The 23,548-nt window shown below is 59.1% G+C and carries 23 protein-coding genes and 1 tRNA gene; 14 read left to right on the forward strand and 10 right to left on the reverse strand.

The window, feature by feature from the left end; translation table 11 throughout:
• Positions 1-120: 120 nt before the first annotated feature.
• The 8 genes from NW822_RS04310 (at position 121) to NW822_RS04345 (ending at position 8,582) form a co-directional block, all read left to right on the forward strand.
• On the forward strand, positions 121-1,299 hold the full coding sequence (locus NW822_RS04310; protein ID WP_414361425.1) for a TRC40/GET3/ArsA family transport-energizing ATPase: 1,179 nt from the start codon (positions 121-123) through the stop codon (positions 1,297-1,299).
• A gap of 28 nt (positions 1,300-1,327) precedes the next feature.
• Complete coding sequence (trmFO, locus tag NW822_RS04315; RefSeq protein WP_414385412.1) at positions 1,328-2,683, forward strand: FADH(2)-oxidizing methylenetetrahydrofolate--tRNA-(uracil(54)-C(5))-methyltransferase TrmFO; 1,356 nt, start codon at positions 1,328-1,330, stop codon at positions 2,681-2,683.
• Positions 2,684-2,741: 58 nt separating this feature from the next.
• Positions 2,742-3,953, forward strand: a complete 1,212-nt coding sequence (locus NW822_RS04320) for an acetate kinase (RefSeq protein ID WP_414403637.1) — start codon at positions 2,742-2,744, stop codon at positions 3,951-3,953.
• A 234-nt stretch (positions 3,954-4,187) separates the two neighbouring features.
• Complete coding sequence (locus NW822_RS04325) at positions 4,188-4,652, forward strand: hypothetical protein (RefSeq protein ID WP_414403638.1); 465 nt, start codon at positions 4,188-4,190, stop codon at positions 4,650-4,652.
• A gap of 435 nt (positions 4,653-5,087) precedes the next feature.
• Positions 5,088-5,741, forward strand: a complete 654-nt coding sequence (gene gmk / locus NW822_RS04330) for a guanylate kinase (RefSeq protein WP_414361433.1) — start codon at positions 5,088-5,090, stop codon at positions 5,739-5,741.
• Between the two features lie 183 nt (positions 5,742-5,924).
• A complete protein-coding gene (gene speD, locus NW822_RS04335) occupies positions 5,925-6,383 on the forward strand; it encodes an adenosylmethionine decarboxylase (RefSeq protein ID WP_414361435.1) in 459 nt (152 codons plus the stop codon).
• 27 nt (positions 6,384-6,410) lie between these two features.
• Positions 6,411-7,349 carry a spermidine synthase gene (locus tag NW822_RS04340; RefSeq protein ID WP_414361436.1) on the forward strand — a complete coding sequence of 313 codons (939 nt, stop codon included), beginning with the start codon at positions 6,411-6,413 and terminating at the stop codon, positions 7,347-7,349.
• Positions 7,350-7,430: 81 nt separating this feature from the next.
• Complete coding sequence (locus tag NW822_RS04345) at positions 7,431-8,582, forward strand: NAD-dependent epimerase/dehydratase family protein (RefSeq protein ID WP_414361438.1); 1,152 nt, start codon at positions 7,431-7,433, stop codon at positions 8,580-8,582.
• Here the strand turns inward: NW822_RS04345 and NW822_RS04350 are convergent.
• The 8 genes from NW822_RS04350 to NW822_RS04385 all read right to left on the reverse strand — a co-directional run bounded on the left by NW822_RS04350 (position 8,579) and on the right by NW822_RS04385 (position 17,013).
• Positions 8,579-9,490: a histone deacetylase gene (locus tag NW822_RS04350; RefSeq protein WP_414403639.1), complete on the reverse strand. Its 912-nt coding sequence runs from the start codon at positions 9,488-9,490 to the stop codon at positions 8,579-8,581. The two genes, NW822_RS04345 and NW822_RS04350, sit on opposite strands and share 4 nt — an antisense overlap.
• A gap of 47 nt (positions 9,491-9,537) precedes the next feature.
• Positions 9,538-9,858: a hypothetical protein gene (locus tag NW822_RS04355; RefSeq protein ID WP_414361441.1), complete on the reverse strand. Its 321-nt coding sequence runs from the start codon at positions 9,856-9,858 to the stop codon at positions 9,538-9,540.
• 440 nt (positions 9,859-10,298) lie between these two features.
• Positions 10,299-10,670: a ribosome silencing factor gene (gene rsfS / locus NW822_RS04360; protein ID WP_414403640.1), complete on the reverse strand. Its 372-nt coding sequence runs from the start codon at positions 10,668-10,670 to the stop codon at positions 10,299-10,301.
• Between the two features lie 12 nt (positions 10,671-10,682).
• Positions 10,683-11,324: a bis(5'-nucleosyl)-tetraphosphatase (symmetrical) YqeK gene (gene yqeK, locus NW822_RS04365; protein ID WP_414403641.1), complete on the reverse strand. Its 642-nt coding sequence runs from the start codon at positions 11,322-11,324 to the stop codon at positions 10,683-10,685.
• Positions 11,317-13,128 (reverse strand): translation elongation factor 4, encoded by a 1,812-nt coding sequence (gene lepA / locus NW822_RS04370; RefSeq protein WP_414403642.1) that lies wholly within the window; start codon positions 13,126-13,128, stop codon positions 11,317-11,319. Before lepA ends, yqeK begins: the two co-directional genes overlap by 8 nt.
• A 328-nt stretch (positions 13,129-13,456) precedes the next feature.
• Positions 13,457-13,981, reverse strand: a complete 525-nt coding sequence (locus NW822_RS04375) for an NYN domain-containing protein (protein WP_414361449.1) — start codon at positions 13,979-13,981, stop codon at positions 13,457-13,459.
• Positions 13,982-14,126: 145 nt separating this feature from the next.
• Entirely contained in the window at positions 14,127-15,113 is a 987-nt protein-coding gene (gene glyQ, locus NW822_RS04380; protein WP_414403728.1) for a glycine--tRNA ligase subunit alpha, read from the reverse strand.
• A gap of 472 nt (positions 15,114-15,585) precedes the next feature.
• Entirely contained in the window at positions 15,586-17,013 is a 1,428-nt protein-coding gene (locus tag NW822_RS04385; RefSeq protein WP_414361453.1) for a DUF697 domain-containing protein, read from the reverse strand.
• Between the two features lie 333 nt (positions 17,014-17,346).
• Between NW822_RS04385 and NW822_RS04390 the strand changes: the two genes are divergently transcribed.
• The 6 genes from NW822_RS04390 to NW822_RS04415 all read left to right on the forward strand — a co-directional run bounded on the left by NW822_RS04390 (position 17,347) and on the right by NW822_RS04415 (position 21,912).
• The gene (locus NW822_RS04390) at positions 17,347-17,940 is read left to right on the forward strand and encodes a TolB family protein (protein ID WP_414403643.1); all 594 of its coding nucleotides are present in this window, start codon (positions 17,347-17,349) and stop codon (positions 17,938-17,940) included.
• 49 nt (positions 17,941-17,989) lie between these two features.
• Positions 17,990-19,174 (forward strand): LL-diaminopimelate aminotransferase, encoded by a 1,185-nt coding sequence (locus NW822_RS04395; protein WP_414403644.1) that lies wholly within the window; start codon positions 17,990-17,992, stop codon positions 19,172-19,174.
• Positions 19,175-19,433: 259 nt separating this feature from the next.
• Complete coding sequence (locus NW822_RS04400; RefSeq protein ID WP_414361457.1) at positions 19,434-20,222, forward strand: hypothetical protein; 789 nt, start codon at positions 19,434-19,436, stop codon at positions 20,220-20,222.
• Positions 20,223-20,289: 67 nt separating this feature from the next.
• Positions 20,290-20,361, forward strand: a tRNA-Val gene (locus NW822_RS04405).
• A gap of 187 nt (positions 20,362-20,548) precedes the next feature.
• On the forward strand, positions 20,549-21,322 hold the full coding sequence (locus NW822_RS04410) for a PspA/IM30 family protein (protein WP_414403645.1): 774 nt from the start codon (positions 20,549-20,551) through the stop codon (positions 21,320-21,322).
• Positions 21,323-21,447: 125 nt separating this feature from the next.
• Positions 21,448-21,912 carry a pentapeptide repeat-containing protein gene (locus tag NW822_RS04415; protein WP_414361460.1) on the forward strand — a complete coding sequence of 155 codons (465 nt, stop codon included), beginning with the start codon at positions 21,448-21,450 and terminating at the stop codon, positions 21,910-21,912.
• A gap of 7 nt (positions 21,913-21,919) precedes the next feature.
• On the opposite strand, the gene cysQ is transcribed toward NW822_RS04415, so the two are convergent.
• Both cysQ and hisF read right to left on the reverse strand, forming a co-directional pair.
• Positions 21,920-22,723, reverse strand: a complete 804-nt coding sequence (gene cysQ / locus NW822_RS04420) for a 3'(2'),5'-bisphosphate nucleotidase CysQ (RefSeq protein ID WP_414403646.1) — start codon at positions 22,721-22,723, stop codon at positions 21,920-21,922.
• Positions 22,724-22,738: 15 nt separating this feature from the next.
• On the reverse strand, positions 22,739-23,500 hold the full coding sequence (gene hisF, locus NW822_RS04425; protein ID WP_414403647.1) for an imidazole glycerol phosphate synthase subunit HisF: 762 nt from the start codon (positions 23,498-23,500) through the stop codon (positions 22,739-22,741).
• Positions 23,501-23,548 lie beyond the last annotated feature (48 nt).

Below are 23,548 nucleotides of genomic sequence, written 5' to 3' on the forward strand. Positions count from 1 at the left end.
CTTGACCTTCTCAGCAATCAATAGTGTACCTGTTGACTGCCCTCCAACCCTTGGCGGTGCTGGGGAGAAAAGAGGAAATCGGTTAGCCTAGAGCTGTAAAAGCAGGTAAGTGGCGCTCCCATGCAACGCATCATCCTCATGACCGGCAAGGGAGGGGTTGGCAAGACCTCCGTGGCAGCGGCAACCGGCTGGCGTTGTGCTGAGCTAGGTCTAAAGACCCTGGTTTTGAGCACCGATCCAGCCCACTCCTTAGCCGACAGCCTCGACCAACCCTTGGGCCACGAACCTGTGGAGGTTAAACCTAACCTCTGGGCAGCAGAGCTGGACGCCCTGCAGGAGCTGGAGCTGAACTGGGGATCCGTCAAGACCTACATCACGCAGGTGCTGCAGGCCCGCGGGCTGGACGGCGTGCAGGCGCAGGAGCTGGCAGTGCTGCCGGGGATGGACGAGATCTTTGCCCTGGTGCGGGTTAACCGCCACTACGACGAGGGTAAGTTTGATGTGCTAATCATTGACTCCGCCCCCACCGGCACGGCCTTGCGCCTTTTGAGCCTGCCCGATGTTTCCGGGTGGTACATGCGCAGGTTTTACAAACCTCTGCAGGGGTTGGCGCGGGTCCTGCGCCCCATCGCCGAGCCCATTGTTAAAGGGCTAACAGGGATCCCCCTGCCGGATGACCAGGTGCTGGATGCCCCCTACGAGTTCTACCAAAAGATCGAGCGGCTGGAGCGCATCCTCACCGACAACCGCATCACTTCCGTGCGCCTGGTCACCAACCCAGAGAAGATGGTGATCAAGGAGTCCCTGCGGGCGCATGCCTACCTCAGCCTCTACGGCGTCGCCACCGACCTAGTGATCGCCAACCGTATTTTGCCGGAAGGGGTGGTGGATCCCTACTTTGCTGCCTGGAAAGCCGCTCAACAGAGATATCGCCGGGAGATCCACGAGAACTTTGCCCCTCTGCCTGTGGTGGAGATCCCGCTTTACCCAGAGGAGCTGGTGGGGTGGGAGGCCCTGGCCCGCCTGAAAAAAGACCTCTGGGGGGATCGCAACCCGGCGGAGGTGTTCTATGCCGAGCAGACGATACAGGTGGTTACCGACAACGGCCAGTACCGCCTGGATCTCTACCTGCCCGGGGTCCCGAAAGAGCAGGTGGAGTTAAGCAAAACCGGCGACGAGCTCAACATCCGCATTGGCAACCACCGCCGCAACCTGGTGCTGCCCCAAACCCTGGCCGCCATGAAGCCGGCGCGGGCCAAAATGGAAGAGGACTACTTGCGCATTCATTTTGCTGCTTGAGCTGGGATCCTTTTCCCTGGAGGCTGCGATGCACCACTCCCCAAACCCCTCGCTAACCCTGGCTCCCATCCATGTGGTGGGCGGAGGGCTGGCAGGGACGGAGGCCGCCTGGCAAATTGCCCAGTTGGGGGTGCCCGTCATCCTCTCGGAGATGCGCCCTGTGCGGCAAAGCCCAGCCCACCACACCGATCAACTGGGCGAGCTGGTGTGCAGCAATTCCTTTGGGGCCCTAGCCAGTGATCGGGCGGCAGGGCTGCTCAAGGAGGAGCTGCGCCAACTGGGCTCCCTGGTCATCGCCACCGCTGATCGCCACGCCGTGCCAGCCGGGGGAGCCCTGGCCGTGGATCGGGCTCGCTTTAGCCAGGCCCTAACGGAGGCCATTGCCAACCACCCCCTCATCACCCTGCGTCGGGAAGAGGTAACCGAGATCCCGGAAGGGATAGCCGTCCTCTGCACCGGCCCGCTGACCAGTGAGCCCCTAGCCAAGGCGCTGCAAGCCTTCACGGGCCTGGAATACCTAAGTTTTTTTGACGCTTCCAGCCCCATTGTTACTGGGGATTCCCTTAACCGGGCAGTGGTGTTTCAGGCCTCCCGCTACGACAAAGGGGAAGCGGCCTACCTCAACTGCCCCATGACGGAGGCGGAGTACGAGCGCTTCTGGCAGGCGCTGGTGGAGGCAGAGCAGGTGCCCCTCAAGGATTTTGAAAAAGAGGAGCGCAAGTTTTTCGAAGGCTGCCTGCCCATTGAAGAAATGGCCCGCCGCGGCAAAGATACTCTCCGCTTTGGTCCCTTGAAGCCGGTGGGGCTGGTGGATCCGCGCACGGGAACCCGGCCCTATGCGGTGGTGCAGCTCCGCCAGGAGGACAAAGCAGGCAAGCTGTGGAACTTGGTGGGCTTTCAAACCAATTTGAAGTGGGGAGAACAGCAGCGGGTCTTTCGCCTCATTCCCGGCTTGGAAGCGGCGGAGTTTGTCCGCTTTGGCGTCATGCACCGCAATACCTTTTTGAACTCGCCGCGGCTTTTGCTGCCTACGTTGCAATTTCGCCGCCGGCCAACCCTGTTTGCTGCCGGCCAGTTGGTGGGCACCGAGGGCTACGCCTGCGCTGTGGCGGGAGGGTGGCTGGCCGGGCAGAACGCCGCCCGCCTGGCCCTGGGGCTGCCTTTGATCACGCTGCCCCCAGAGACAATGATGGGATCCCTATTTCAGTTCATCAGCAGCGCTGATCCCAAGTACTTCCAGCCCATGCCAGCCAATTTTGGCCTCCTGCCGGAGCTGGAGGGGCAGAAGGTTCGCAGTAAACAAGAGCGCTACGGTCGTTACCGGGATCGCGCCTTGGCTGCGCTGGCGGCAACGGGGCTAGTGCGCCAAGCGCAAACGGCCTGAGTTCCCTACCCTCCCCAAGCCAATGGCCAGCTAGCCTGAAACCTAAAGGAGGGATCCCGTGCCTATCCTGGTTCTCAACGCCGGCTCCAGCAGCCTCAAAGTCTCTCTCTTTGCAACTGTTGAAGGCAAGGTGGAGACCACCCCCCTCTGGCAGGCGCAGGTGGACTTTGCCTACCAACCTGGCAAGGCGCTCATCCAAACGCGGCGGCAGGATGGCCCCTGGGAGCCTTTTCCTACCCCTTCCCCCCCAGCCGGCATTGGCGATTTGGCTCCCCTCTTCCAAAGCCTCTGGCAAGGCGAGGGATCCCTGCTGGCAGGGGCAACGGAGATCAACGCCATCGGCCACCGGGTGGTGCATGGGGGATCCCTCTACCACCAGCCCACCGTGATCACGCCCGAGGTGGAAGAAGCCATCGAACAGCTAAGCCCCCTGGCCCCAGCCCACAACCCTGCTGCTCTTGAGGGCATTCGCCTCCTGCGCCGGCTGTTGCCCGGGATCCCGCAGGTGGCCGTTTTCGACACCGCCTTCCACCAGCAGATGCCCCCGGCAGCCGCCCTCTATCCCCTTCCCTATGCCTGGGCCGAGCAGGGGATCCGCCGCTATGGTTTTCACGGCATCAACCACGAGCACTGCGCCCGCCGTGCCGCTGAGATCTTGAACCGGCCTCTAGAGGAGTTGCGGCTCATCACCTGTCACTTGGGCAATGGCTGTTCTCTGGCAGCCATTCGCGGGGGCCGCAGTGTCGACACTACCATGGGCTATACCCCCCTAGAGGGCTTGATGATGGGATCCCGCTCCGGCTCGGTGGATCCGGGGATTTTGATCCATCAGTTGCGCCGGGGCATGGACGTGGAGGAGCTTGACCGCATCTTGAACCGGGAATCCGGCTTGAAGGGCGTGTCCGGCCTCAGCAGCGACATGCGAGTTATCCTGGAAGCCATGCAGGCAGGCCATGCCCGCGCCGAGCTGGCCTTTAACCTCTTTGTCCACCGCCTGCGCAGCCAGATTGGGGCCATGCTCATGAGCTTGGATCGGCTGGATGCGTTGGTCTTCTCGGGCGGCATTGGGGAAAACGCCGCGCCAGTACGGGCAGCAGCCTGTGCCAACCTGGGCTTTTTGGGGATTCAAATCGACCCAGTTCTCAATGCTGGATCTCCGCGCAACTGCGACATCAGCACCTCTGATGCGCCAGTGCGAGTGCTGGTTATCTCCGCGCAGGAAGACTGGGCGATTGCCACCGCCTGCCAAAAACTGTTGCAAGGGGAATAGGCGAAGGATCTCAGGCTGCTTCTAGCCAGGTTGTCTCCTTTTCAACGACTGGCTCAGTTGAGACACCCCCCCCGACAATGGGGCCAAAGCCCTGGGGAGGGGACGACAGGGGAACCCCATTGCGCTACCCCTGCAGGTCGCCTCCGTCCCTACAATTTTCCCCCTCCCTGAGAGAGAGGAGCTGAGGGATGCCCTAAACTCGAAACCAAGCTCGTTTGAAGGTAACGGGAAACTATGCAGCCTGCACAGCGCTTGCGTAGAGGGATCCCTCTGCTGTTGCTCCTAGGCGTCGGTTTGGCAGGATGTGGGGAGACGACCGGCAGCACCCCCCTGCCGACGCCGATACCGCCTCCCTCCCTCACCATCACCGATCTCTGGCCACGCACCGTCTCCGTAGGGCAAACCCCCACCTTTGTGGTCTCCTTCCGCGTCGAAGCCCCTGCCGGGATCCGCGGATCCAACGCTTTCTTGGCTGCCGTTACTACTCCGCTGGGTAACTTTGTCACCCTGGGGGTTTTCGATGCTTCCCAATTGCCCGGCTGCTTTGTCGGAGCCACCGCCTGCACAGTAACAGGGCTTACCCTGACCCAGAACCGCTTTACCGTTACCCAGACGGGATCCCATCAACTTACCATCAGCGTTTTCGATCGCCAGGAGCGGCTGGGCAGCGGCAGCTTTACCTTTAACGGCGTGCTCTAACGGGGAGCCCCCCTGAAGCCCCAATAGAACTTGCCGGTCCAGCAGAAATCTCTACCCAGAAAGGCCTTGCCAGTCAAGGGTGATCGGCGGTTTGACTTGCCACCTCAGGCTGCGGGAGGCTGCTCGGTTCCCAGGAACTTTGGCCCTCCCGTCGCCGCTGCGCGGGTGATTGCCATGCTCAGTTCCGAATTAGCTTTCTCCAAACGCCTCACCAGCGATGGCTGCGAAAGCGGCCTGCTGCACCCCGCGCTGTCAACCGCTTTGGGACACCCTCTCCCCTCGGCTATCTAGCCGGAAACCCTTGCCAACCCCATTCCTTACTGCCCAGGTCGGCGTGGCGGAGGAATCACAACCAGCCTGCGAGGAGAAGAGTAAGATATCCTAAAACAAACAAAACCAGCCAACTGTCCAGCCGTCCTCTGCCAATTGCTGCCTATGGCCGCTTCTCCTACCCTCCTATCTTTGCCAGGTTCCTCTGAGGTTAGGCAGTCCCAGGGATCGCCCCAGCCCTCCCCTCCTCGCGGTCGCCTAGTGGTTTTAACAGGGCCTAGTGGGGTAGGCAAAGGAACCTTGGTCAGCCACCTGCGCCAGCGCCACCCTGAGCTGTATTTTTCTGTCTCAGTCACCACCCGCCCCCCTCGCCCCGGCGAACAGGAAGGGGTCAACTACTACTTTCGCACCCGCGAGGAGTTTCTCAGTCTCATTGAAGCTGGCGAGTTACTGGAATGGGCGCAGTATGCAGGCAACTTCTACGGCACCCCTCGCCAGATTGTCTTTGAAAAACTCAGCCAGGGTCAGGATGTACTGCTGGAAATTGAGCTGGCTGGAGCTCGCCAAGTGAGGAAACTTTGCCCAGATGCCATTCGTATTTTCCTGTCGCCTCCTTCTCTAGAAGAGCTTGAGCGCCGCATTCGCCAGCGGGGCCAAGATTCCGAAGACAGCATTGAATGCCGCCTGCAGCAGGCTCGCAAGGAATTGGATGCCAAAGACGAATTCGATTACGTCATTGTCAACGACGACCTAGAGCGGGCTTTGCAGGAGCTAGAGGCCTTGCTTTATCCCCCGTCTTCAGGGAAGGGCCAGACGTAGCAGCTCTGCCCCTCTACCCGTCTGCTTGATTTTCCTCAGGCTGGAAGAACTCACGCTCCTGGCTCGACAGGCCAGAAGAAGGCTGCTCGGCCTTGTAATCCTCCTAAATTTGTGAGATAATGGCAAAACTGTGCTTTCTGCCTGCACGGCTTTTGTCGTCTATCTGGCCAATTAGGGGATAGTATGGTACACACACTATCTGGCCAATTAGGGGATAGGTCTCTGGCTCTAATCGGGATCCACTGCATCCTAGAGCTGTACGACTGCCCGGCCAACCTCTTGGATGATGTCTCCCTGGTGCAGCAAGCCTTGCGGGAGGCGGCTAGACGCTCCAACTCCACCCTCTTGGGCGAGCTTTGCCATCCCTTTGAGCCGCAGGGGATCACAGCACTGGCCCTCTTGGGAGAGTCCCACATCTCCATCCACACTTGGCCCGAAGTGGGTTATGCAGCGGTGGATGTGTTTACCTGCGGCCGCCATACGCGGCCGGAAGCAGCCTGCGAATATTTGATTGAGGTTTTTCAAGCACGACGGCATTCGCTGCGTAAGCTACCTCGCCGAACTACGGAGCCGGCACCCCTTGAGGAAGTGACGTCCTTGCCGGAGGCACTCAGTTGTGAGACAGCTAGACGAAGGCGCTGAGATTGCATCCCTTTTGCTGAGCTACCCATGAACCCGCCAAGGAGCTGCTTCTGGGCCCAGGAGTACTTCACCCCCTGGAGCTACACTGCCTTTGCCATTACCCGCGTTCTGGCCCACCGAAAGACCCCCTTCCAAGAAATGCTGATTGCCGAGACGGGGGCCTATGGCAAGGGCTTGATGCTGGATGGGCATTGGCAGTCCACTACGCTGGACGAGTTCCTCTACCATGAGGCACTTGTCCACCCAGCTCTTCTGCAGGTTGTCCAGGGGGGTGTGCTCCCCCGCCGCGTGCTCGTGCTGGGGGGCGCGGAAGGGGCAACGCTGCGGGAGGTGCTGCGCTGGCGCTCGGTGGAGCAGGTAGTGATGGTGGATATCGACGGAGAGGTGGTGGAGGCCTGTCGGGAACACTTGCCAGAAATGCACCAGGGATCCTTTGAGGATCCGCGGGTGCAGGTAGTCATTGCTGACGCTTTCGACTTTGTCCAGGAGACAGAGCCAGTTTGGGATGCCATCCTCTCCGACCTCTCAGATCCAGTGGAAGGGGGCCCTGCCTACCGCCTCTTTACCCAGGAGTTTTTCCGCCAGATCCGCTCCAAGTTGCAGCCTGGTGGGGCTTTTGTCCTCCAGGCTGGGCCGACAAGCCCCCTGGAGTTGTGGCAGCACACCCGCATCGTTCACACCCTGAAAACAGTGTTTGCTGCTGTGCAGACCTACACCATCTACGCCCCTACCTATGGTGAGCCTCTCGGATTTGCCCTGGCAGCTCAGGCTCCCATTCTCTCCAGGCCAGATCCGGAGCAAATTGACCAGCTCCTGGCTCAGCACTTGGATCCCAGTCGAGGGGAACTGCGCTTCCTCGATGGCATCACTCTCCTGGGCCTTTACCAAGTCCCTGCCTATGTGCGCCGCGCCATTGCCACTGAGACCATCGTCTACACCCTAGACAACCCTCCTCAGGTCGACTAAATCCCCCGATGAGATCCTGAGGTGTTTGTCTTTGGTGCCATAACTTGGTAGATTCTTGAACAGGCGAATTCCGCTTCCGCGATGAGAGTTCTAGTTATTGGTGGTGATGGATACTGCGGCTGGGCAACGGCTCTGCACCTATCCAACAGGGGCTACGAGGTGGCTATCCTCGACTCCTACATCCGCCGGCTTTGGGATCTGCAACTGGGGGTTGCTAGCCTGACACCCATTGCCTCGCTGGAGCAGCGGGTTGATCGCTGGAAGGGACTGACCGGTAAGGATATTCCCATTTTTGTATGTGACGTTACCAACTACCAGGCCTTAATTTCTTGCATGCGCCGCTTTGAGCCAGAGGCGATTGTGCACTTTGGCGAGCAGCGCTCCGCTCCCTTCTCGATGATCAGCCGCGAACATGCGGTGATGACCCAGGTTAACAACGTGGTGGGTACCCTCAACATCCTCTATGCCATCAAGGAAGAATTTCCCGACTGCCACCTGGTGAAGCTGGGCACCATGGGTGAGTACGGTACCCCCAACATTGACATCGAGGAGGGCTACATCACCATCGAGCACAACGGCCGCAAGGATACCCTGCCGTATCCCAAGCAGCCGGGATCCATGTACCACCTCTCCAAGGTGCATGACAGCCACAACATTCACTTTGCCTGCCGCGTCTGGGGCCTGCGGGCTACAGACCTTAACCAAGGGGTGGTCTATGGCGTGCTCACGGAAGAAACAGGCATGGACGAGGTCCTCATCAACCGCCTCGACTACGATGGGGTGTTCGGTACGGCTCTAAACCGCTTCTGTGTCCAGGCAGCAGTAGGCCATCCGCTGACGGTCTATGGCAAAGGAGGCCAGACGCGTGGCTTCTTGGATATTCGCGACACTGTGCGTTGTGTGGAGCTAGCCATCGCCAATCCTCCTGAGCCAGGTCAGTTTCGGGTGATGAACCAGTTTACGGAACAATTTAGTGTCGAGCAGCTAGCCGTGATGGTGCAAAAGGCGGCAGCTGCCATGGGCTTGAAGGTGGAAATCCAACACTTGGAGAACCCCCGCGTTGAGTTGGAAGAGCACTACTACAACGCCAAAAACACCAAGCTTCTTGATCTAGGCCTTCAGCCCCACTACCTGTCAGATTCGCTATTGGATTCGCTGCTTAACTTCGCCCTCAAGTACAAAGACCGGGTGGATGTGCGGCAAATCCTGCCTAAGGTGAAATGGAAAGGCTAACCCCCCAGGCAAGCTTGAGCTAGGCTCAGCCAGCCGCGGGCCAGGTTCTCCAGGTCATAGCCCCCTTCTAGGCCGAAGACGGTCTTGCGGGTCACCTCCTCCAGGCAAAGGCGGGCCATGCGGCCAAAATCTTCTGGCTCCAGCAGCATGCTGGCCAAGGGATCCCCTTTGGCACAGTCAAAGCCTGCACTCACCAGCAGCAAATCCGGTTGGAAGGCGCGCAGGAAGGGCAAAACCTTCTCATCGAGAGCCTTTTTATAGGCCGACCAATCCGACCCAGCAGGCAGAGGCACGTTGCAGAGGTTGCCGTGGAGTCCGGTTTCCTCCGCCCGTCCTGTGCCAGGGTAGAGAGGAAACTGGTGGATGGAGGCATAGGCCAGCTGGGGATGGCGCTCTACTACCGCCTGGGTGCCGTTGCCGTGGTGCACATCCCAATCGAAAATGGCTACCCGCTCAACCCCCGGCTGATCCAGGGCCCATAGGGCTGCAATGGCGGCGTTACTGAAGAGGCAAAACCCCATTGCCCGCTCTGGCTCGGCGTGATGCCCAGGAGGACGACAGAGCACCAGAGCCGGCTGCCCTGTAGCCAAGACTGAGGCCGAAGCAGCAATCCAGGCTCCCACTGCCCGCCGCGCTGCCTCAAAGCTGCCTGGAGAGACGATGGTATCGGCATCAAGGTAACCCCCACCCGCTGCAGCCAGCTCCGCCACCCGTTGAATATGCCAAGGGGGGTGGACTCGCTCCAGCTCCCAAAGCTCAGCCAAAGGGGGATCCCGCCACTCCAGTTGGCTGGCAAAAGGGGATCCCTGCAGAGCCTTAGAAATAGCTCGCAAGCGTGCTGGGCGTTCCGGATGAAAGGGACCTGTGTTGTGGCTGAGAAAAGTCTCAGAATAGTAGACAGGCAGCATGAATAGAATAGAAGCAATAGGCTGATGCCCTGCCTTTGCAGTGTAGCTTACCCGTAGAACACTTCCGACATAGCTGCTCCTACGTAGGGATCCTCAAAAGAGTCCTGTTGCAGCTTCTGCTTGACCACCTCCCGCACCACCGAGCGGAGCAGTTCCAGTTCTCGGGGATTAAGCTGATCGCGGCTAGGACATTCATCGGCAGCCAGCCACCTATAAACAGGAGGAACCCGGTTGAGAATCTGCTGCATTAGCGATTCTCGCTCTCTAGCATCATGAAACACTTGCTTATGGGGGTGCTCAGTGCAGAGGAAAGTTTCCAGTTCTGACAATGCCAGGTACTCGACAATATTCACCAACACTTTTTCCATCGGAGTTTCCCTCCCATCTTAAAACAAGCATTCAACAAAGTCTCTGCTGCAAAGGGTGCTAGCTGCCCCTTCCCCCTGCTCTTGGCAGGGGACTCGTATCTAAGCAGTAGACCCAGCTCCCCACCTGCGGGAAGTCACTGTCAATTCATTGGCTAAGATCCCCGCCGCAACTTGCTAGTATCTGGTGCCAAGAAGAAATTATTGGTATTTTGGGAAGTACAGAGGGAGGATTTTAACAAAGACTATAGAAACTCGCCTGCCCCTAGAAAGAAAGATCTTAGCCAATCACTCCTCGGTCAACATGCTAGCACGCAACCATGTAGGAAAGTGTGGAACTATTGAAAACTTTACATGTCTCACATATTTCTTGACAGCTGACTAAGGCCTTGGAAAGCCGGAAAAGCCCAAGGCTCAAAAAGTCAACCTTTGAAGCTAGGTCACTACCCTGCTAAAGGCAAGTCAACTCGCTGGGCCTGGATCCAAAAAGACTCTAAGTCGTAGTACTCTCTTTCGTTTTGCATCAGTACGTGAACGATGAGATCGGCATAGTCCATCAGGATCCACGAGCCTGAGTCTTGACCTTCAATGCGGCGCGGCCTCTGTTGCCACTCCTCCCAGAGCTTTTCCTCAATTGCCCGGGCAATGGCACGCACTTGCGTCAGCGAGTAGCCACTGACCAGAAGAAAGTAGTCTGCCAGTGTGGAAACCTGGGATACGTCCAGCAGAACAATGTCACCACCTTTTTTTTCTTCCGCTGCGCGAGCTGCAGTCAGCGCCATGCGATAGATGGGATCCCTGGCACGGCTAGGCATGAGCTGTAGCAACTAAGACCCTCCTGAAACGACTGGATGAACTGGGGATGCAGGCCTCTGGAAATCCTTTTTGTCCAAAGGATGGAGCAGGAAATGATTGCGAGTCATGAGTGTGCGTGGATGAACCACCTGATTCCGGTTTAGCAAAAATCTCAGGCTCAGATCGCAAACCCCTACCACAGCTTTAGATAAATCTACAAAAGCCAGACGTCGCAACTGCTCCAGCTCTGGGCTGTTGCCGCGGCTGGGTTCCAGAGCATCGGCCACAAAAACCACACAACTTAGCGGATCCATGCCGGGCTGCCCCAGGGTGTGGTTGGCAATAGCCGCTAGGATTTCCTCATCCTGCACCTGAAACTGTTCCTGTGCCAACAGGGATCCCACCTCGGCGTGGAGAATGTGGGGTTCAGCCCGTTCAATCTCGTCTAGCTCCCGCTCCCGAGCTACTCGCTGTAGCAGCTCCTCTGCTGGGAAAGACTTAGCCAAGTCGTGCAGTAGGCCTGCCCAAGCAGCTTTCTGCTCATCCAGCCCGTAGTGAGCTGCCAGTTGCCGGGCCATTGCTTCGACTCCTAGGATGTGGCGCAGGCGAGGAGGAGGCAGCCGCTCCTGCAGCCAGGCTAACACCTCCTCTCGCCGCAAGGTTAGGTTAGTCATTTTGCAACTTCAACACCGCCATAAATGCCTCTTGGGGCACATCCACTGTTCCCAGCGCCTTCATGCGCTTTTTTCCCTCCTTCTGCTTTTCCAGAAGCTTGCGCTTGCGAGTTACATCGCCCCCGTAGCACTTGGCCAAAACATTTTTGCGCAGAGCAGGAATAGTTTCGCGGGCTATCACCCGAGAGCCAATCGCCGCTTGGATGGGCACCTCAAACTGGTGGCGTGGGATCAGCTCGCGCAACTTAGCCACCAGGGATCGGCCTACCTGGAAGGCTTTGTCCCGATGCACAATCGTGGAGAGGGCATCCACCACCTCGCCATTGATGAGAATATCCAAGCGCACCAGATCGTCAGGTCGATAGCCCACCATCTGGTAGTCCATGCTGGCGTAGCCGCGGGTGCGAGATTTTAACTGGTCAAAAAAGTCCGTGATCACTTCCGCCAGAGGCAGTTCGTATACTAGCGTCGTGCGGCCCTGAGCCAGGTACCTCATATCCTTAAAGGTGCCGCGCTTGGTCTCGCACAGTTCCATCACTGGGCCAACGAATTCCTCCGGCAAAATCATTTCCACCCGGACAATGGGCTCCTCAATGCTAACGCGCTCGTTGGGAGGAGGCAGCTTGCTGGGATTGTCAACCTGGATTACCGAACCATTGTTGAGGGTAACCTGGTAGACCACCGTTGGGGCTGTAATCACCAAATCCAGGTTGTACTCCCGCTCCAGCCGTTCCTGAACCACCTCCATGTGCAGCAGACCCAAGAAACCGCAGCGGAAGCCAAAGCCCATGGCAGGGGAAACTTCCGGCTCAAAGTGGAGAGCAGCATCGTTGAGCTTGAGTTTTTCCAGGGCTTCTTTGAGTTCAGCGTACTGATCCGAGTTGCTGGGAAAGAGGCCGCAGAAAACCATGGGCTTAGCTTCTTTGTAGCCGGGCAGGGGCTCGGCAGCCCTGCGATGAACGAGGGTGATGGTATCCCCCACGCGGGCATGCTCAACGCTCTTGATGGCAGCGGCAATGTAGCCCACCTCCCCAGCATGGAGAGACTCAACCCGCTCTTGGTGGGGGCGCATCACTCCCAACTCAGTAACCTCGTACTCGCGGCCAGAGGCCATAAAACAAATCTTATCCCCCGTCTTCACCTCCCCATCCATGATGCGCACATAGACAATCACACCGCGGTAGGGATCGTAGTAGCTATCGAAAATCAGAGCCCGCAAGGGATCTGCCACCGTATCCCGCGGCGGGGGTACCCGCTGCACAATAGCCTCAAGGATCTCTGAGATCCCAAGGCCCACTTTGGCAGAGGCCAAGATAGCCCCACTGCAGTCAAGACCAATCACCTGCTCAATCTCAGCAATGACTCGCTCTGGGTCGGCGCTGGGCAAGTCAATTTTGTTAATGACGGGGATAATTTCCAAGTTGTTTTCTAGGGCCAGGTAGACATTCGCCAGAGTTTGGGCTTCCACACCTTGAGAGGCATCCACCACCAGGAGCGCTCCTTCGCAGGCAGCCAGCGAGCGGGAGACCTCGTAGGAAAAATCCACATGCCCTGGCGTATCAATGAGGTTGAGGACGTAGTCCTGGCCGTCTTGGGCCCGGTAGTTCATGCGGGCTGCCTGCAGCTTGATGGTGATGCCCCGTTCCCGCTCCAGTTCCATGCTGTCTAGAAGTTGCGGCTTCATCTCGCGGGCTGAAACGGTGCCAGTTGCCTCCAGCAGCCGGTCGGCGAGGGTGGACTTGCCGTGATCAATGTGGGCAATGATGGAAAAGTTGCGAATGCGGGAGACGGGAACGTCAGTCATAGAAACCTAGCCAGGGCAAAGATTTTTTACAATGCTAGCTTGTCTGCCCCTCTGGCTAAGCCAGGGTTGTTCAGAGGTTAACCCCACTGCGCGGCGTACTCCGCACCGCTGGCGCAAGCAAGGCGAGGAGGATCTCAACAGCACAAGGACAGGATCCAGCCCCTCCACCAGCTTGGGGAGCGGACAGGGAGACGAGCTTGCCAGCGCTACTTTTTTTGGGGTAGGAGGTATTTCTAGCTCAGGGGGAAGCTACGCTTGTAGAAATTCCTCTGTTGGAGTTGGAACCAGCATTGTCTAGGTCTTGCAGTCCAGCACGTATACTCAACGACTACTTGTCCAACTTCTCAATATAGGGGCGAATGTCGTTGAGGTCGATGTAGCGGTCGGTAGCGTTGCGCAGCTCGCGGGCAATCATCCCTTCGGTGGAGACAACGGTAATCGTGGTGTTTTTGGAGCGCAACAGCTCAACAGCCCGCTCAAAATCACCGTCGCCGCTAAATAGGATGAGCCGGTCGTATTGCCCCACCGTGTTGAACATATCGATCACAATTTCGATATCTAGATTAGCCCTCTGGGAGTAGCGGCCCGACTCTTCGTCTCGGTATTCCTTGAGGAGCTTGGTGCGCACCGTATAGCCCAAGTTGATCAGGGCATCTCGGAAAGCTCTTTGATCGTTGGGATCCTTGATGCCGGTGTACCAAAACGCATTGACCAGCTCGACATTGGGTTGTGACCTGACAAAGTAATCCAAGATGCGGCGGGGGTCAAAGAACCAGCCAATTTTTTGTTGAGCATAAAACATATTGTTTCCATCAACAAAGATGGAAACCCGTGTAACGGGATAGCGAAACATAAATTTAGTTAAGGTCGACTGGTCAGGAAAAGAGAATGAAAACGAGGGCGCTGATTAGCTTAACGCAAAGAGGGTTGCAACAGGGCAAAGGTGGCTGATGTCAGTTTTCTATCATAGCCAAAAGAGGGTCCCTTGGCTCCGGTTCCTAGCCTAGCAAAGGGGTTTCCTGGCAACTTAAGTTGGGTTCCGGCTGGGGCAGAGCAGGGCTGAACTTCAAGCGATCCACTTGGCTGAGGTAGAGCTCTGCCAATTGTCGGGCCAGGTTGCGGATGCGCCCAATGTAGAGGGTGCGCTCGGCCACGGCAATGACGCCGCGGGCATCGAGCAGGTTGAAGGTGTGGGAGCACTTGAGCACGTAGTCGTAGGCAGGCAAGAGCAGCGACACCGGTGGCTGCTCGGGAGTCACCGGTTTCTCTAGCTTCTGCTGCGTGGTTTCAATCAAGCGCTTGGCTTCAGCTTCGTAGAGGCGGAACAACTCCAACAGCATCTCGGGATCCGAGTACTCAAAGTTGTAGTAGGATTGCTCCACCTCATTTTGGAAATAGATTTGCCCATAGGTAATACGGCCCAGGGAAGGGTGCTCACTCCAGCAGAGATCGAAAACCGAATCCACCCCCTGCAGGTACATGGCTAGGCGCTCCAGCCCATAGGTAATTTCTACGGAAACGGGGTGGCAATCCTGCCCGCCTACTTGTTGGAAGTAGGTAAATTGGGTTATTTCCATGCCATCTAGCCAAACTTCCCAGCCTACGCCCCAGGCGCCGAGGGTAGGGGATTCCCAGTCGTCTTCCACAAAGCGAATGTCGTGCTCTGCCGGGTTGATGCCCAAAGCCCGTAGGCTGTCCAGGTACACCTCTTGGATGTCGTCGGGGGAGGGCTTGATCAGGACTTGGTACTGAAAGTAGTGCTGTAGACGGTTGGGGTTTTGGCCGTAGCGCCCATCGGTGGGGCGGCGGCAGGGCTCCACATAGGCCACTCGCCAGGGATCCGGCCCTAGAGCGCGCAAGAACGTGTGGGGGCTCATGGTGCCCGCCCCCTTTTCCAAGTCGTAGGGCTGGAGGATGAGGCAGCCTTGCTCCCCCCAAAACTGCTGCAGGCGTAGGATTAGGTCTTGAAAGGTTTGGGCTGACATAGAGATAGGGCGGAGAGCTTTCCCCATCCTACCAAGGCATCTCCCTTGCTCAGTCAATCAGCTCCTCCCAAACAGGTAGAACGGTGGAATCCCCGTCAAAGGCCTGTTGGAGGGCGCTCTCCCACAGCGTGCCCATTTTGGCCAGGCAGAGGCGGTGGGTGACTTTGAGCTAATTGGCCGGCACCCTACCAAGTCGAGGGGGGTTGGACTTCAGGGCACATTGGGCCGCCTCCTCCAGTGCGTAGGAAAGGGTGGGTCCAAGATGGGCTTGCTGTGTCTCTTGAAGGCAATTCCCGACTGGAGATAATCAAGGCTGCGGCTCTGCCCTCCCACCAGGAAGCTGCCCTGGGCGTCGATGCCGTCTTTTTCTAGCTGCGGTTGGTCTTGCTTCTGAATGTGGCGGATCCCAGGTAGCGGGCCACGTCGTAGAGAGGGGGCAGGGTGAGGATGCCAAGACTGGAGCAAGGGGCTCTTACAGCAGCGCCAAACCAATTTTGGCGCAGATCTCTTCGCGAAGCCGGGCAGTAATGGAGGCCTCGTCCAAATCGGCCAAGATCTGGGCGATGACCGTCCTGGGCCCCTCCGGTCCCCAACTGGCTCCCTGGGCCAGGTAGCGACGGGCCGCCTCGCCAAGAGCGTAGCAGGAAAAACCGGCCAAGACCGCCTGCGTCAGGGCTACCGAACCGTAGGCCCCTAGGGAGAATCCCCCGCTAAAGGGCAGGGATCCCCCCAGCAGGGTTTTCAGGGATCCCAGCCCCAGCAGCGCCACCCATTCTCCTGCTCCCAGGCTGAGCATGCTGAGGACAATCTTTTGCAGCAGTTGTGTGGCTCCGGCGGTGCTCATGGGCCAGCCGTAGAGGCGGGCCAGGCGCAGGATGAGGGCAATATCCAAAGCCAGCCCCCCCAGGGTATCGAGGAGAGTGATGGGGTTGAGGGCGACGGCCAGAGCCTTGGTGCGGGCGGCGGCGGCAATGAGATCTTGGGCTTGGTGGGCGCGGCTTTGCAGCTTGCGCTCGATGACTTTCTGGTTGACGCGATCGGCAAAGAGGAGGGCATTGAGAGCTAGCAGGGAGCGCCCTTCCCGATGCAAGACCTCTAGGATTTTCAGGCGTAGGGCATCGACTTGGGGGGGACCGATCTCCATCTCCACGCCAAAGCTGCCATCTGGCTTCTGCACCAAGCGTGGCACGCGCGGCGAGGCTGCCACCAGGACAATCTCGTCAGGGGAAAGAAGCTGCCGCACCCGTTCGTTGCGGATCTTGTCGTAGATGGCCTGGCGATCCGCCTCTGGGTACTGGTCAATTTTGTTGAACACCAGCAGCAGGGGCTTGCCTGCCTCCCGCAGAGTCGCTAGGGCCTCAAACTCCACCCGCGTCAGATCCCCGCAGACCACAAAGAGGATGAGATCCGCCCGCTGGGCCACCTCCTGGGCCAGCTGCGCCCGCTCTTGGCCGTCTACTTCATCCAGACCGGGGGTGTCGATCAGCTCCAGACGCGATCCCTGCCAGTGGCTAACCTGAACTGACTGCACTGAGGCCGGCGGCAGGTGGGATCCCTGCAGGGCCTTGCCAGAGGAGGAGTGGGGACGAGTTTCCCAACTGATGTTCCAAGCTGCCGTTTGCTGGGTGCGGGTGGTGCCATGGGTAGGCCCTGTCTGGAAGACCGGCTCCCCTAGGAGAGCATTGAGCAGAGAGGACTTGCCTCGCCCCACCAGGCCGAAGGCAGCGATGTGGATCACCTCAGTTTCCAACTTGTCCAAGAGCGCTTGCAAGTTCTCCAGCTCCCTTTCTAGGCCCGCGATCTCTTGGGGGCGCAGATCCAGTTGGGCCACCCACTGGCGCAGGCTGCGCTTGGCTTGTTGGTAATGGAGATCGTCTTGCAGAGTGTTGCGGCGAGCCATAGCCGTAGCGCCCAGTGGTAGCGGAGAACAACCCAAAAGAGGCAGATTCAACAATCAACAATACCAACGATGCAGAAAAGCCGAGCTCAAGGCAAGGCAGTTAGCCTTCCCGAGGGCAAAACCCTTGAGAGGCCATTTTCCCTCGCCACCTAAACGGCGCGGCCCCAGAACCAGCTCTCCTCCCACACCTGCTCAACGGCCAGGAAATAAGGGTACCAGCTTCCAAAGTAGCTGCAGCCAACCTCCACTGCTGGGGGGTTCTGAACCAACCTTAGCCTGGCCGGAATTGGTCAACCAGGTATGATGGAAAAAAGGGGTCGGGAAAGCGATACTATGCTGACCAAGGGCTGGATTGTGTTCAGCCGAGCCAGGGGGTTGGGAAGGGTAGGCCTGGTCAGCTTGGGCTTAGTGCTGTTGGGCTGTAGCCCCCCAGGCTTTCGTACCCCACCTCCTAGCTTGAGCAACAGCGGGCTCAACAGCATTTTCCCCGATGGGGAGCCTGCTTTGAGTGGGGATGGTCGCTACCTAGTGTTTTCCTCAGCCCGCAGCGGCAGTCAGGATATTTTTCTCTACGACATGGTGGAGCGGCGGCTGGTGGACTTGCCCGGGCTTAATTCCAGCGACGTGGCTGCCAGCTCGCCCGACATCAGTGCCGATGGCCGCTACATCGTTTACGTGTCCAATGCGCTGGGCAAATCGGAGATCTTTCTCTACGACCGCGAAACCCGTCGGGTTGAGAACATCAGCAGCCGGGTGCCAGGGGATGTGCGCAACCCCACCATCAGCGGCGATGGCCGCTTTATTGCCTTTGAGAGTAACGGTCGAGGACAGTGGCACATCGAGATCTTTGACCGCGGCCCGGCAGCGGCCACGCGGCCCTCTGCCCCCAGCTCCTCCCCTGACGGCAACAATCCCAGTAATCCCTAAAGAGAGCCCGCTGCTTGGATCGCCGCCCTAGCCCCTCTGGATTTGTCGCATGGTTGCTGCCTTTGCCCAACGCCTTGAGCCGCTGCGCTCCAATGTCTTCGACCAGCTAGACCAGGCCAAGTGGGAGGCGCGGCGCCTGGGCGTAGATGTTATCGACCTGTCTCTGGGATCCTCGGATCTGCCCCCGCCTCCGGAAGCGCTGGCAGCCATTCAGAGGGCCCTGGCAGATCCCTCCACCTATGGCTACACCCTGTTTCACGATACCGCTGAGTTCCGCGCTGCCTGTGCCCAGTGGTACCAGAGGAAGTTCGGCCTAGCCATTGACCCCGAAACGGAGGTGCTGCCCTTGATTGGATCCCAGCAGGGCACAGCCCTTCTACCGCTGGCCCTGCTCAACCCCGGGGATATTGCCTTGGTTACCGACCCTGGCTACCCCTCCCATGTGGGTGGGATCCATCTAGCGGGCGGGATCCCTTACTACTTGCCTCTACGGGTGGAAAACCGTTTCCTGCCCCAGTGGGACGAGATCCCAGCAGAGATCTGTCGCCGGGCCCGCCTCTTGGTGCTGAGCTACCCCCACAACCCCACCACCGCCACCGTCACCCCGGAGTTTTGGCAGGAGACGCTGCAGTTTTGTCAGCAGCACGACATCCTCCTGGCCCATGACTTCCCCTACGTGGACTGGCGTTTTGACGGCCAGGTGGCCCCTTCGGCGCTGCAGGCGGATCCCGACAAGACCCGCACCATCGAGTTCTTTTCCCTCTCCAAGTCCTACCACATGGGTGGGTTCCGGGTGGCCTATGCCATCGGCAGCCGCGAGCTGATCCAAGCTTTGCGCCTGGTGAAGTCCACCATTGACTTCCATCAGTACCAGGGCATTCTGCGGGGGGCAGCGGCGGCCTTGGCGGCTCCCGATAGCTTCTTGGATCACTGGCGGCAGGTGTACCGCGAGCGGCGAGATCTGGCGGTGGCCGCTCTGCACCGCATCGGCTGGCCCGTGCCCCTACCGGAGGCCACCATGTACCTGTGGGCGCCCTTGCCCGAGTTTTATCGGGGATCCTCGGCCCAGTTTTGTCTGGACTTGGTGAGGACTACCGGCGTTGCCCTGTCGCCGGGCTCTGGCTTTGGTTCCAGGGGCGAAGGCTATGTGCGCTTTGCGCTGGTGGTGGAGGGATCCCGGCTGGAGGAGGCGATAGGACGGATTGGGGAGTTTTTGTCCCAGTGCATTGCTTAGCCCCTCTCTCTGGGAGAGGGGAGCTAGAGCTGCAGGTTCGCAACAGCGTTGGCTAGCAACAGCTGTGGTTTCCTTGCCGCAGCTTTTTCCAGTTTCATCAGGTTTTTGCAGACGAGGGGGATTGGCTGCGTCAGAGTGCCGGAAAGCCCTGTACTGGGCAAGGATTGGCAAAGACAGGAGTCATGGGCTGTAGCCAGCCGGTGTCGGGTAATCTGAGCCAGGATAGGAGTTGTGTTGGCGGAGTTGGCTCCTGAGGGGCATGGAGAAGGAAACGCTCGAGAGTTTTTTGTCCATCCGGGGGGTGATGGGGGTGGCGCTCCTGAGTCGGACAGGCCGCCCTTTTTTCTATCGCTCTTTTCAGAACTTGGACAGCCGGCAGCAGCAAGCCCTTGTCGAAGGGCTGTTTCAGGTTTTGGAAACCATGCCCCCAGGCCTTGACTACTTTGACTTTCAGTTTGCCGAGCAACGGGTCTTTGTCTACCCCTTAGGGCCGGAGTGGGTGTTGCTGGTGGCAGTCAATGACGAGCTGGTGATGCCGGTTTACACCTTGGCCGTTAACCGCCTGCGAGCCGAGCTGCAACAGGATACGCCGAAGGGCCTGGCCACCTTGCGCCTGTTGACCAGCCAGGCGGAGGCCGTCCGGAACCCTACCCAACCCAGCTCCACCCTGGCAGAAGGCAAGCCCACAGCAAAGGAGGAGGCAACCCAGCCAGCAGCGACAGGCAGCCGCCTGCAGATGGATGTCTTCGTGCAATCTCTCAATCGCCTCTGCCAGATCACGAGCGGCTATTTGGGCAAGGCAGTGATCGTCAACTACTGGAAGGCAGCGCGGCAGGAAGTGGTAGAACGCCAGGGATCCCTAGCCGAGTGGCTCAACCAGTTCGAGATCGAGCGCAGCGGCCAAATCCACTACCGGGGCACCCTCAAGGAGCTGGACGAATCTCAGCAAAAGGTGCTGCAGGACTGGGTACTGGCTTTTTTTCGCCGCTGCGAAGCAGTGATCCACGACTTTCGCAACGTGATCAAGTCCGCCAACTGGCGCCTGTAACCTCCCCCACAGGGCTTCCGCGCCGCCTTTTTCGGTGATATGATTAATTACTGCCTTTTAGGCACTAGGGCTGTTAACTCAGAGGTAGAGTACCACCTTGACACGGTGGGAGCCGCTGGTTCGATTCCAGCACAGCCCAGCACCAGCCAGCTAGTAAAGGCCGCAGGGATGGGATCCGGAGGTGCCGCGGGCTCTCAAGGGCCCGCTACTCTCCAGAGGCAGAGTTCTCTCTGGCTTAGGGATCCCTATACTGGAGTAGAGACCCTGGAAGGCACCGGAGTGGCAAGGGTAGCATTAGGTCAAACTGCAACAGGGGGAAACGACCAATGGGATTGTTCGAGCGGGTCAGCCGAATCATTAGAGCCAACCTCAACGCGTTGATCAACGCCGCCGAAGATCCAGAGAAGATCCTGAACCAAACCATTCAGGACATGGCCGAGGATCACTACCAAATGCGGCAGGCAGTTGCCCAGGCCATTGCTGCCCAGAAGCGCCTGGAGCGGCAGTATGAGCAGGCGCAGCAAAGCGTGGAGGAGTGGCACAGGCGCGCCGAGTTGGCTTTGCGCAACAACAACGAGGCGCTGGCCCGGGAAGCGCTAGTGCGCAAGAAAACCTTTGCCGAAACCGCCCAAAGTCTAAAACGGCAGTTGGATGAGCAAACCAGGCAGGTGGAGCTCCTGAAAACCAACATGACCAAGCTAGAGAGCAAGATTGCCGAGGCCAAGACCAAGAAGGATATGCTCATTGCGCGGGCCCGGGCGGCCAAGGCTTCCCAGCAAATTAACCAGGTCATTGGACGGGTGGACGCCACTAGCGCCTTTGCTGCCTTCGAGCGGATGGAAGAGAAGGTAAACGCCCTGGAGGCCCAATCAGCGGCAGTGGCGGAGCTGGCAGTAGACAACTTGGAACAGCAGTTTGCTGCCCTAGAAGCAGGTGGAGCGGATGTGGATCACGAGCTGAGGATGCTGAAGGCAGCAATACAGGGCCAATTGACCGCTGGAGAGCAGAAGGCTCTGCCTCGAGAGCCATCTGCTGCCACTAGCGAGAGCAAGGTAGATGCAGAGCTAGAAAGTCTGCGCCGCGAAATTGATCTGCTTTGAAGACTCCGAGGGGGGTTGGGCTTTCCCAAGCCAGGAGATGTAGTAAGCTAGGCCAAGGGTCCATTGGTCTGCCTCTAGCGGGGCTAGCATAGCCGTCCTACGTCTTTGCAAGAGACCAAGCAGCGATGACAACAGCGAGTATCAAGCCTCTCCTGGATGCCAAGCAACTGTTGCAGGCTTATGCCTCTGGCCAGCGGGATTTTTCTAGAACCAACCTGAGCGGGGCCCAGTTGAGTGGTGTCAGCTTGAGGGGGATTATCCTGCGGGAGGCAGACTTAAGTGGGGCGGACCTGCGCGAGGCAGATTTGTCAGGGGCGGATCTCTCAGGGGCTGACCTGCGCGGAGCCAAGCTGCGGCGGGTGAACCTCATCGGGGCCAAGCTGGTCAAGGCCGATCTGCGGGGGGCCAACCTCTACCGAGCCAAGTTGCTCAGAGCCGATCTCAGCGAGGCCGATCTCAGCCGGGCCGATCTGCGCCTTGGCGCCGATCTGCGCGGAGCCGTCATCACCAACACCCGCTTTCGCGGCGCCCTCTACGACGAGTACACCAAGTTTCCGGAGGGGTTCAACCCTGTTGAAATGGGGATGTAGGTCTGCCTCAGGGGAGCATGTCTTGCCACAGGTAGGCTGCGCCCGCAGCCGCCACCATGAAGGGTGGGTTGTGCAAGTCTGGCTTGTTGTAGCGCAAGGGTTCCCCCTTCAGATCTGTGACACTTCCCCCGGCCTGCTCGACAAGGCAGTGGGCAGCAGCCGTATCCCACTCCAGGGTTGGGCCAAAGCGGGGGTAGAGGTGGGCGGATCCCTCGGCCACCAGGCAAAACTTGAGGGCGCTGCCCACGGACTTGACTTCGAGAGAACCGTAGCGCCGTTGCAGCCGCTCCAGAAATCGCTCTGTTTCCGCGTCTCTGTGGGAGCGGCTAGCCACCACCTGCAAAGGCGGCTGGGCGGGCGGGTGGGCGCGGATGGGTTCATCGCCTTTGTAGGCCCCCAGCCCTCGCGCAGTCCTGTAGGTAAGACCCAGCGCTGGGGCATGGACGACGCCTAAGATGGGGATCCCTGCCTCGACAAGGGCAATGTTGACAGTAAACTGGCCGCTGCCTTCGAGAAACTCGCGCGTGCCATCTAGGGGATCCACCAACCAGAACTGTTGCCACTGGTGGCGCTCTCCGTAGGGAATGCCGCCGGATTCTTCCGACAGCACGGGGATCGCAGGGGTCAGATCTTGCAGGCCCTGCAAGATTAGGCGGTGGGCAGCCAGATCCGCCTCAGTTAGGGGGGAGGCATCTGCTTTGCGTTCGACCTGCAGCGATCCTTGCCGATAAAAGAGCAAGATGGCCTGCCCTGCTGCTTCTGCCAGGCGGCACACCTTGGGTAGGAGAGCGGCCAGCTCTGGAGTCTGCACAGATCCCTCCCAAAGCTAGCGACGCACCGGAATACCGTGGGCAGCCAAGTCAGCTTTGATCTGCTCAATCGTCAGCTGGCCGTAGTGGAGCAGCGAAGCCAACAGGGCTGCTTCTGCCCCCCCCTCTTGGAGAGCTTGGCGGATGTGGGCACACCCTCCTGCTCCTCCTGAGGCAATCACTGGCACCGGCACTGCCTCAACCACCCGCCGCGTCAGCTCCAGGTCGTAGCCAGCTTGGGTGCCGTCGGTGTCCATGCTGGTGAGCAAGATCTCCCCTGCCCCGCGCTCGGCAACTGTCTTGGCCCACTCCACCGCGTCCAGCCCTGTTGGCTCCCGCCCACCGCGCACGTACACTTCCCATCCCCCCCCTTGGGGTTTAGCACGGGCGTCAATGGCCACCACGATGCACTGGGAGCCAAAGCGGCGGCTGGCTTGGGTAACGAGATCTGGATCCCGAACCGCCGCCGAGTTGAGGCTCACCTTGTCGGCCCCGGCCCGCAACAGTTGCCGGATACCTTCCACATCCCGGATCCCGCCTCCCACCGTGAGGGGGATAAACACCTGCTCGGCGGTGCGTCGCACCACCTCCAGCAAGATCCTCCGCTCCTCGTGAGTGGCAGTAATGTCCAAGAAAACCAATTCATCGGCTCCTGCCCGGTCGTAGGCCTGGGCCAGTTCCACCGGATCGCCGGCATCGCGCAGCTGCGCAAACTGGATCCCTTTGACCACCCGCCCCGCCGCCACATCCAGACAGGGAATGATCCGCTTGGCCAACATGCCCCCTCTCTAGAACTCTGCCCCGCGGCTGCCACTAGCAATCGGGAT

Origin of the sequence: Synechococcus sp. H70.2 (genome assembly GCF_047462275.1) — a bacterium.
Lineage (GTDB): Bacteria > Cyanobacteriota > Cyanobacteriia > Thermostichales > Thermostichaceae > Thermostichus.

Excerpts from the sequence above, each read along its gene's own strand:
- NW822_RS04350 (WP_414403639.1), bottom strand. The coding sequence starts at position 9,490 with ATGCTGCCTGTCTACTATTCTGAGACTTTTCTCAGCCACAACACAGGT.
- NW822_RS04355 (WP_414361441.1), bottom strand. The coding sequence starts at position 9,858 with ATGGAAAAAGTGTTGGTGAATATTGTCGAGTACCTGGCATTGTCAGAA.
- NW822_RS04310 (WP_414361425.1), top strand. The coding sequence starts at position 121 with ATGCAACGCATCATCCTCATGACCGGCAAGGGAGGGGTTGGCAAGACC.
- NW822_RS04400 (WP_414361457.1), top strand. The coding sequence starts at position 19,434 with ATGGAGAAGGAAACGCTCGAGAGTTTTTTGTCCATCCGGGGGGTGATG.
- trmFO (WP_414385412.1), top strand. The coding sequence starts at position 1,328 with ATGCACCACTCCCCAAACCCCTCGCTAACCCTGGCTCCCATCCATGTG.
- hisF (WP_414403647.1), bottom strand. The coding sequence starts at position 23,500 with ATGTTGGCCAAGCGGATCATTCCCTGTCTGGATGTGGCGGCGGGGCGG.
- NW822_RS04345 (WP_414361438.1), top strand. The coding sequence starts at position 7,431 with ATGAGAGTTCTAGTTATTGGTGGTGATGGATACTGCGGCTGGGCAACG.
- NW822_RS04325 (WP_414403638.1), top strand. The coding sequence starts at position 4,188 with ATGCAGCCTGCACAGCGCTTGCGTAGAGGGATCCCTCTGCTGTTGCTC.
- lepA (WP_414403642.1), bottom strand. The coding sequence starts at position 13,128 with ATGACTGACGTTCCCGTCTCCCGCATTCGCAACTTTTCCATCATTGCC.
- NW822_RS04375 (WP_414361449.1), bottom strand. The coding sequence starts at position 13,981 with ATGTTTCGCTATCCCGTTACACGGGTTTCCATCTTTGTTGATGGAAAC.
- NW822_RS04415 (WP_414361460.1), top strand. The coding sequence starts at position 21,448 with ATGACAACAGCGAGTATCAAGCCTCTCCTGGATGCCAAGCAACTGTTG.
- speD (WP_414361435.1), top strand. The coding sequence starts at position 5,925 with ATGGTACACACACTATCTGGCCAATTAGGGGATAGGTCTCTGGCTCTA.
- gmk (WP_414361433.1), top strand. The coding sequence starts at position 5,088 with ATGGCCGCTTCTCCTACCCTCCTATCTTTGCCAGGTTCCTCTGAGGTT.
- rsfS (WP_414403640.1), bottom strand. The coding sequence starts at position 10,670 with ATGCCTAGCCGTGCCAGGGATCCCATCTATCGCATGGCGCTGACTGCA.
- yqeK (WP_414403641.1), bottom strand. The coding sequence starts at position 11,324 with ATGACTAACCTAACCTTGCGGCGAGAGGAGGTGTTAGCCTGGCTGCAG.
- NW822_RS04390 (WP_414403643.1), top strand. The coding sequence starts at position 17,347 with ATGCTGACCAAGGGCTGGATTGTGTTCAGCCGAGCCAGGGGGTTGGGA.
- NW822_RS04395 (WP_414403644.1), top strand. The coding sequence starts at position 17,990 with ATGGTTGCTGCCTTTGCCCAACGCCTTGAGCCGCTGCGCTCCAATGTC.
- NW822_RS04340 (WP_414361436.1), top strand. The coding sequence starts at position 6,411 with ATGAACCCGCCAAGGAGCTGCTTCTGGGCCCAGGAGTACTTCACCCCC.
- NW822_RS04385 (WP_414361453.1), bottom strand. The coding sequence starts at position 17,013 with ATGGCTCGCCGCAACACTCTGCAAGACGATCTCCATTACCAACAAGCC.
- glyQ (WP_414403728.1), bottom strand. The coding sequence starts at position 15,113 with ATGTCAGCCCAAACCTTTCAAGACCTAATCCTACGCCTGCAGCAGTTT.
- NW822_RS04410 (WP_414403645.1), top strand. The coding sequence starts at position 20,549 with ATGGGATTGTTCGAGCGGGTCAGCCGAATCATTAGAGCCAACCTCAAC.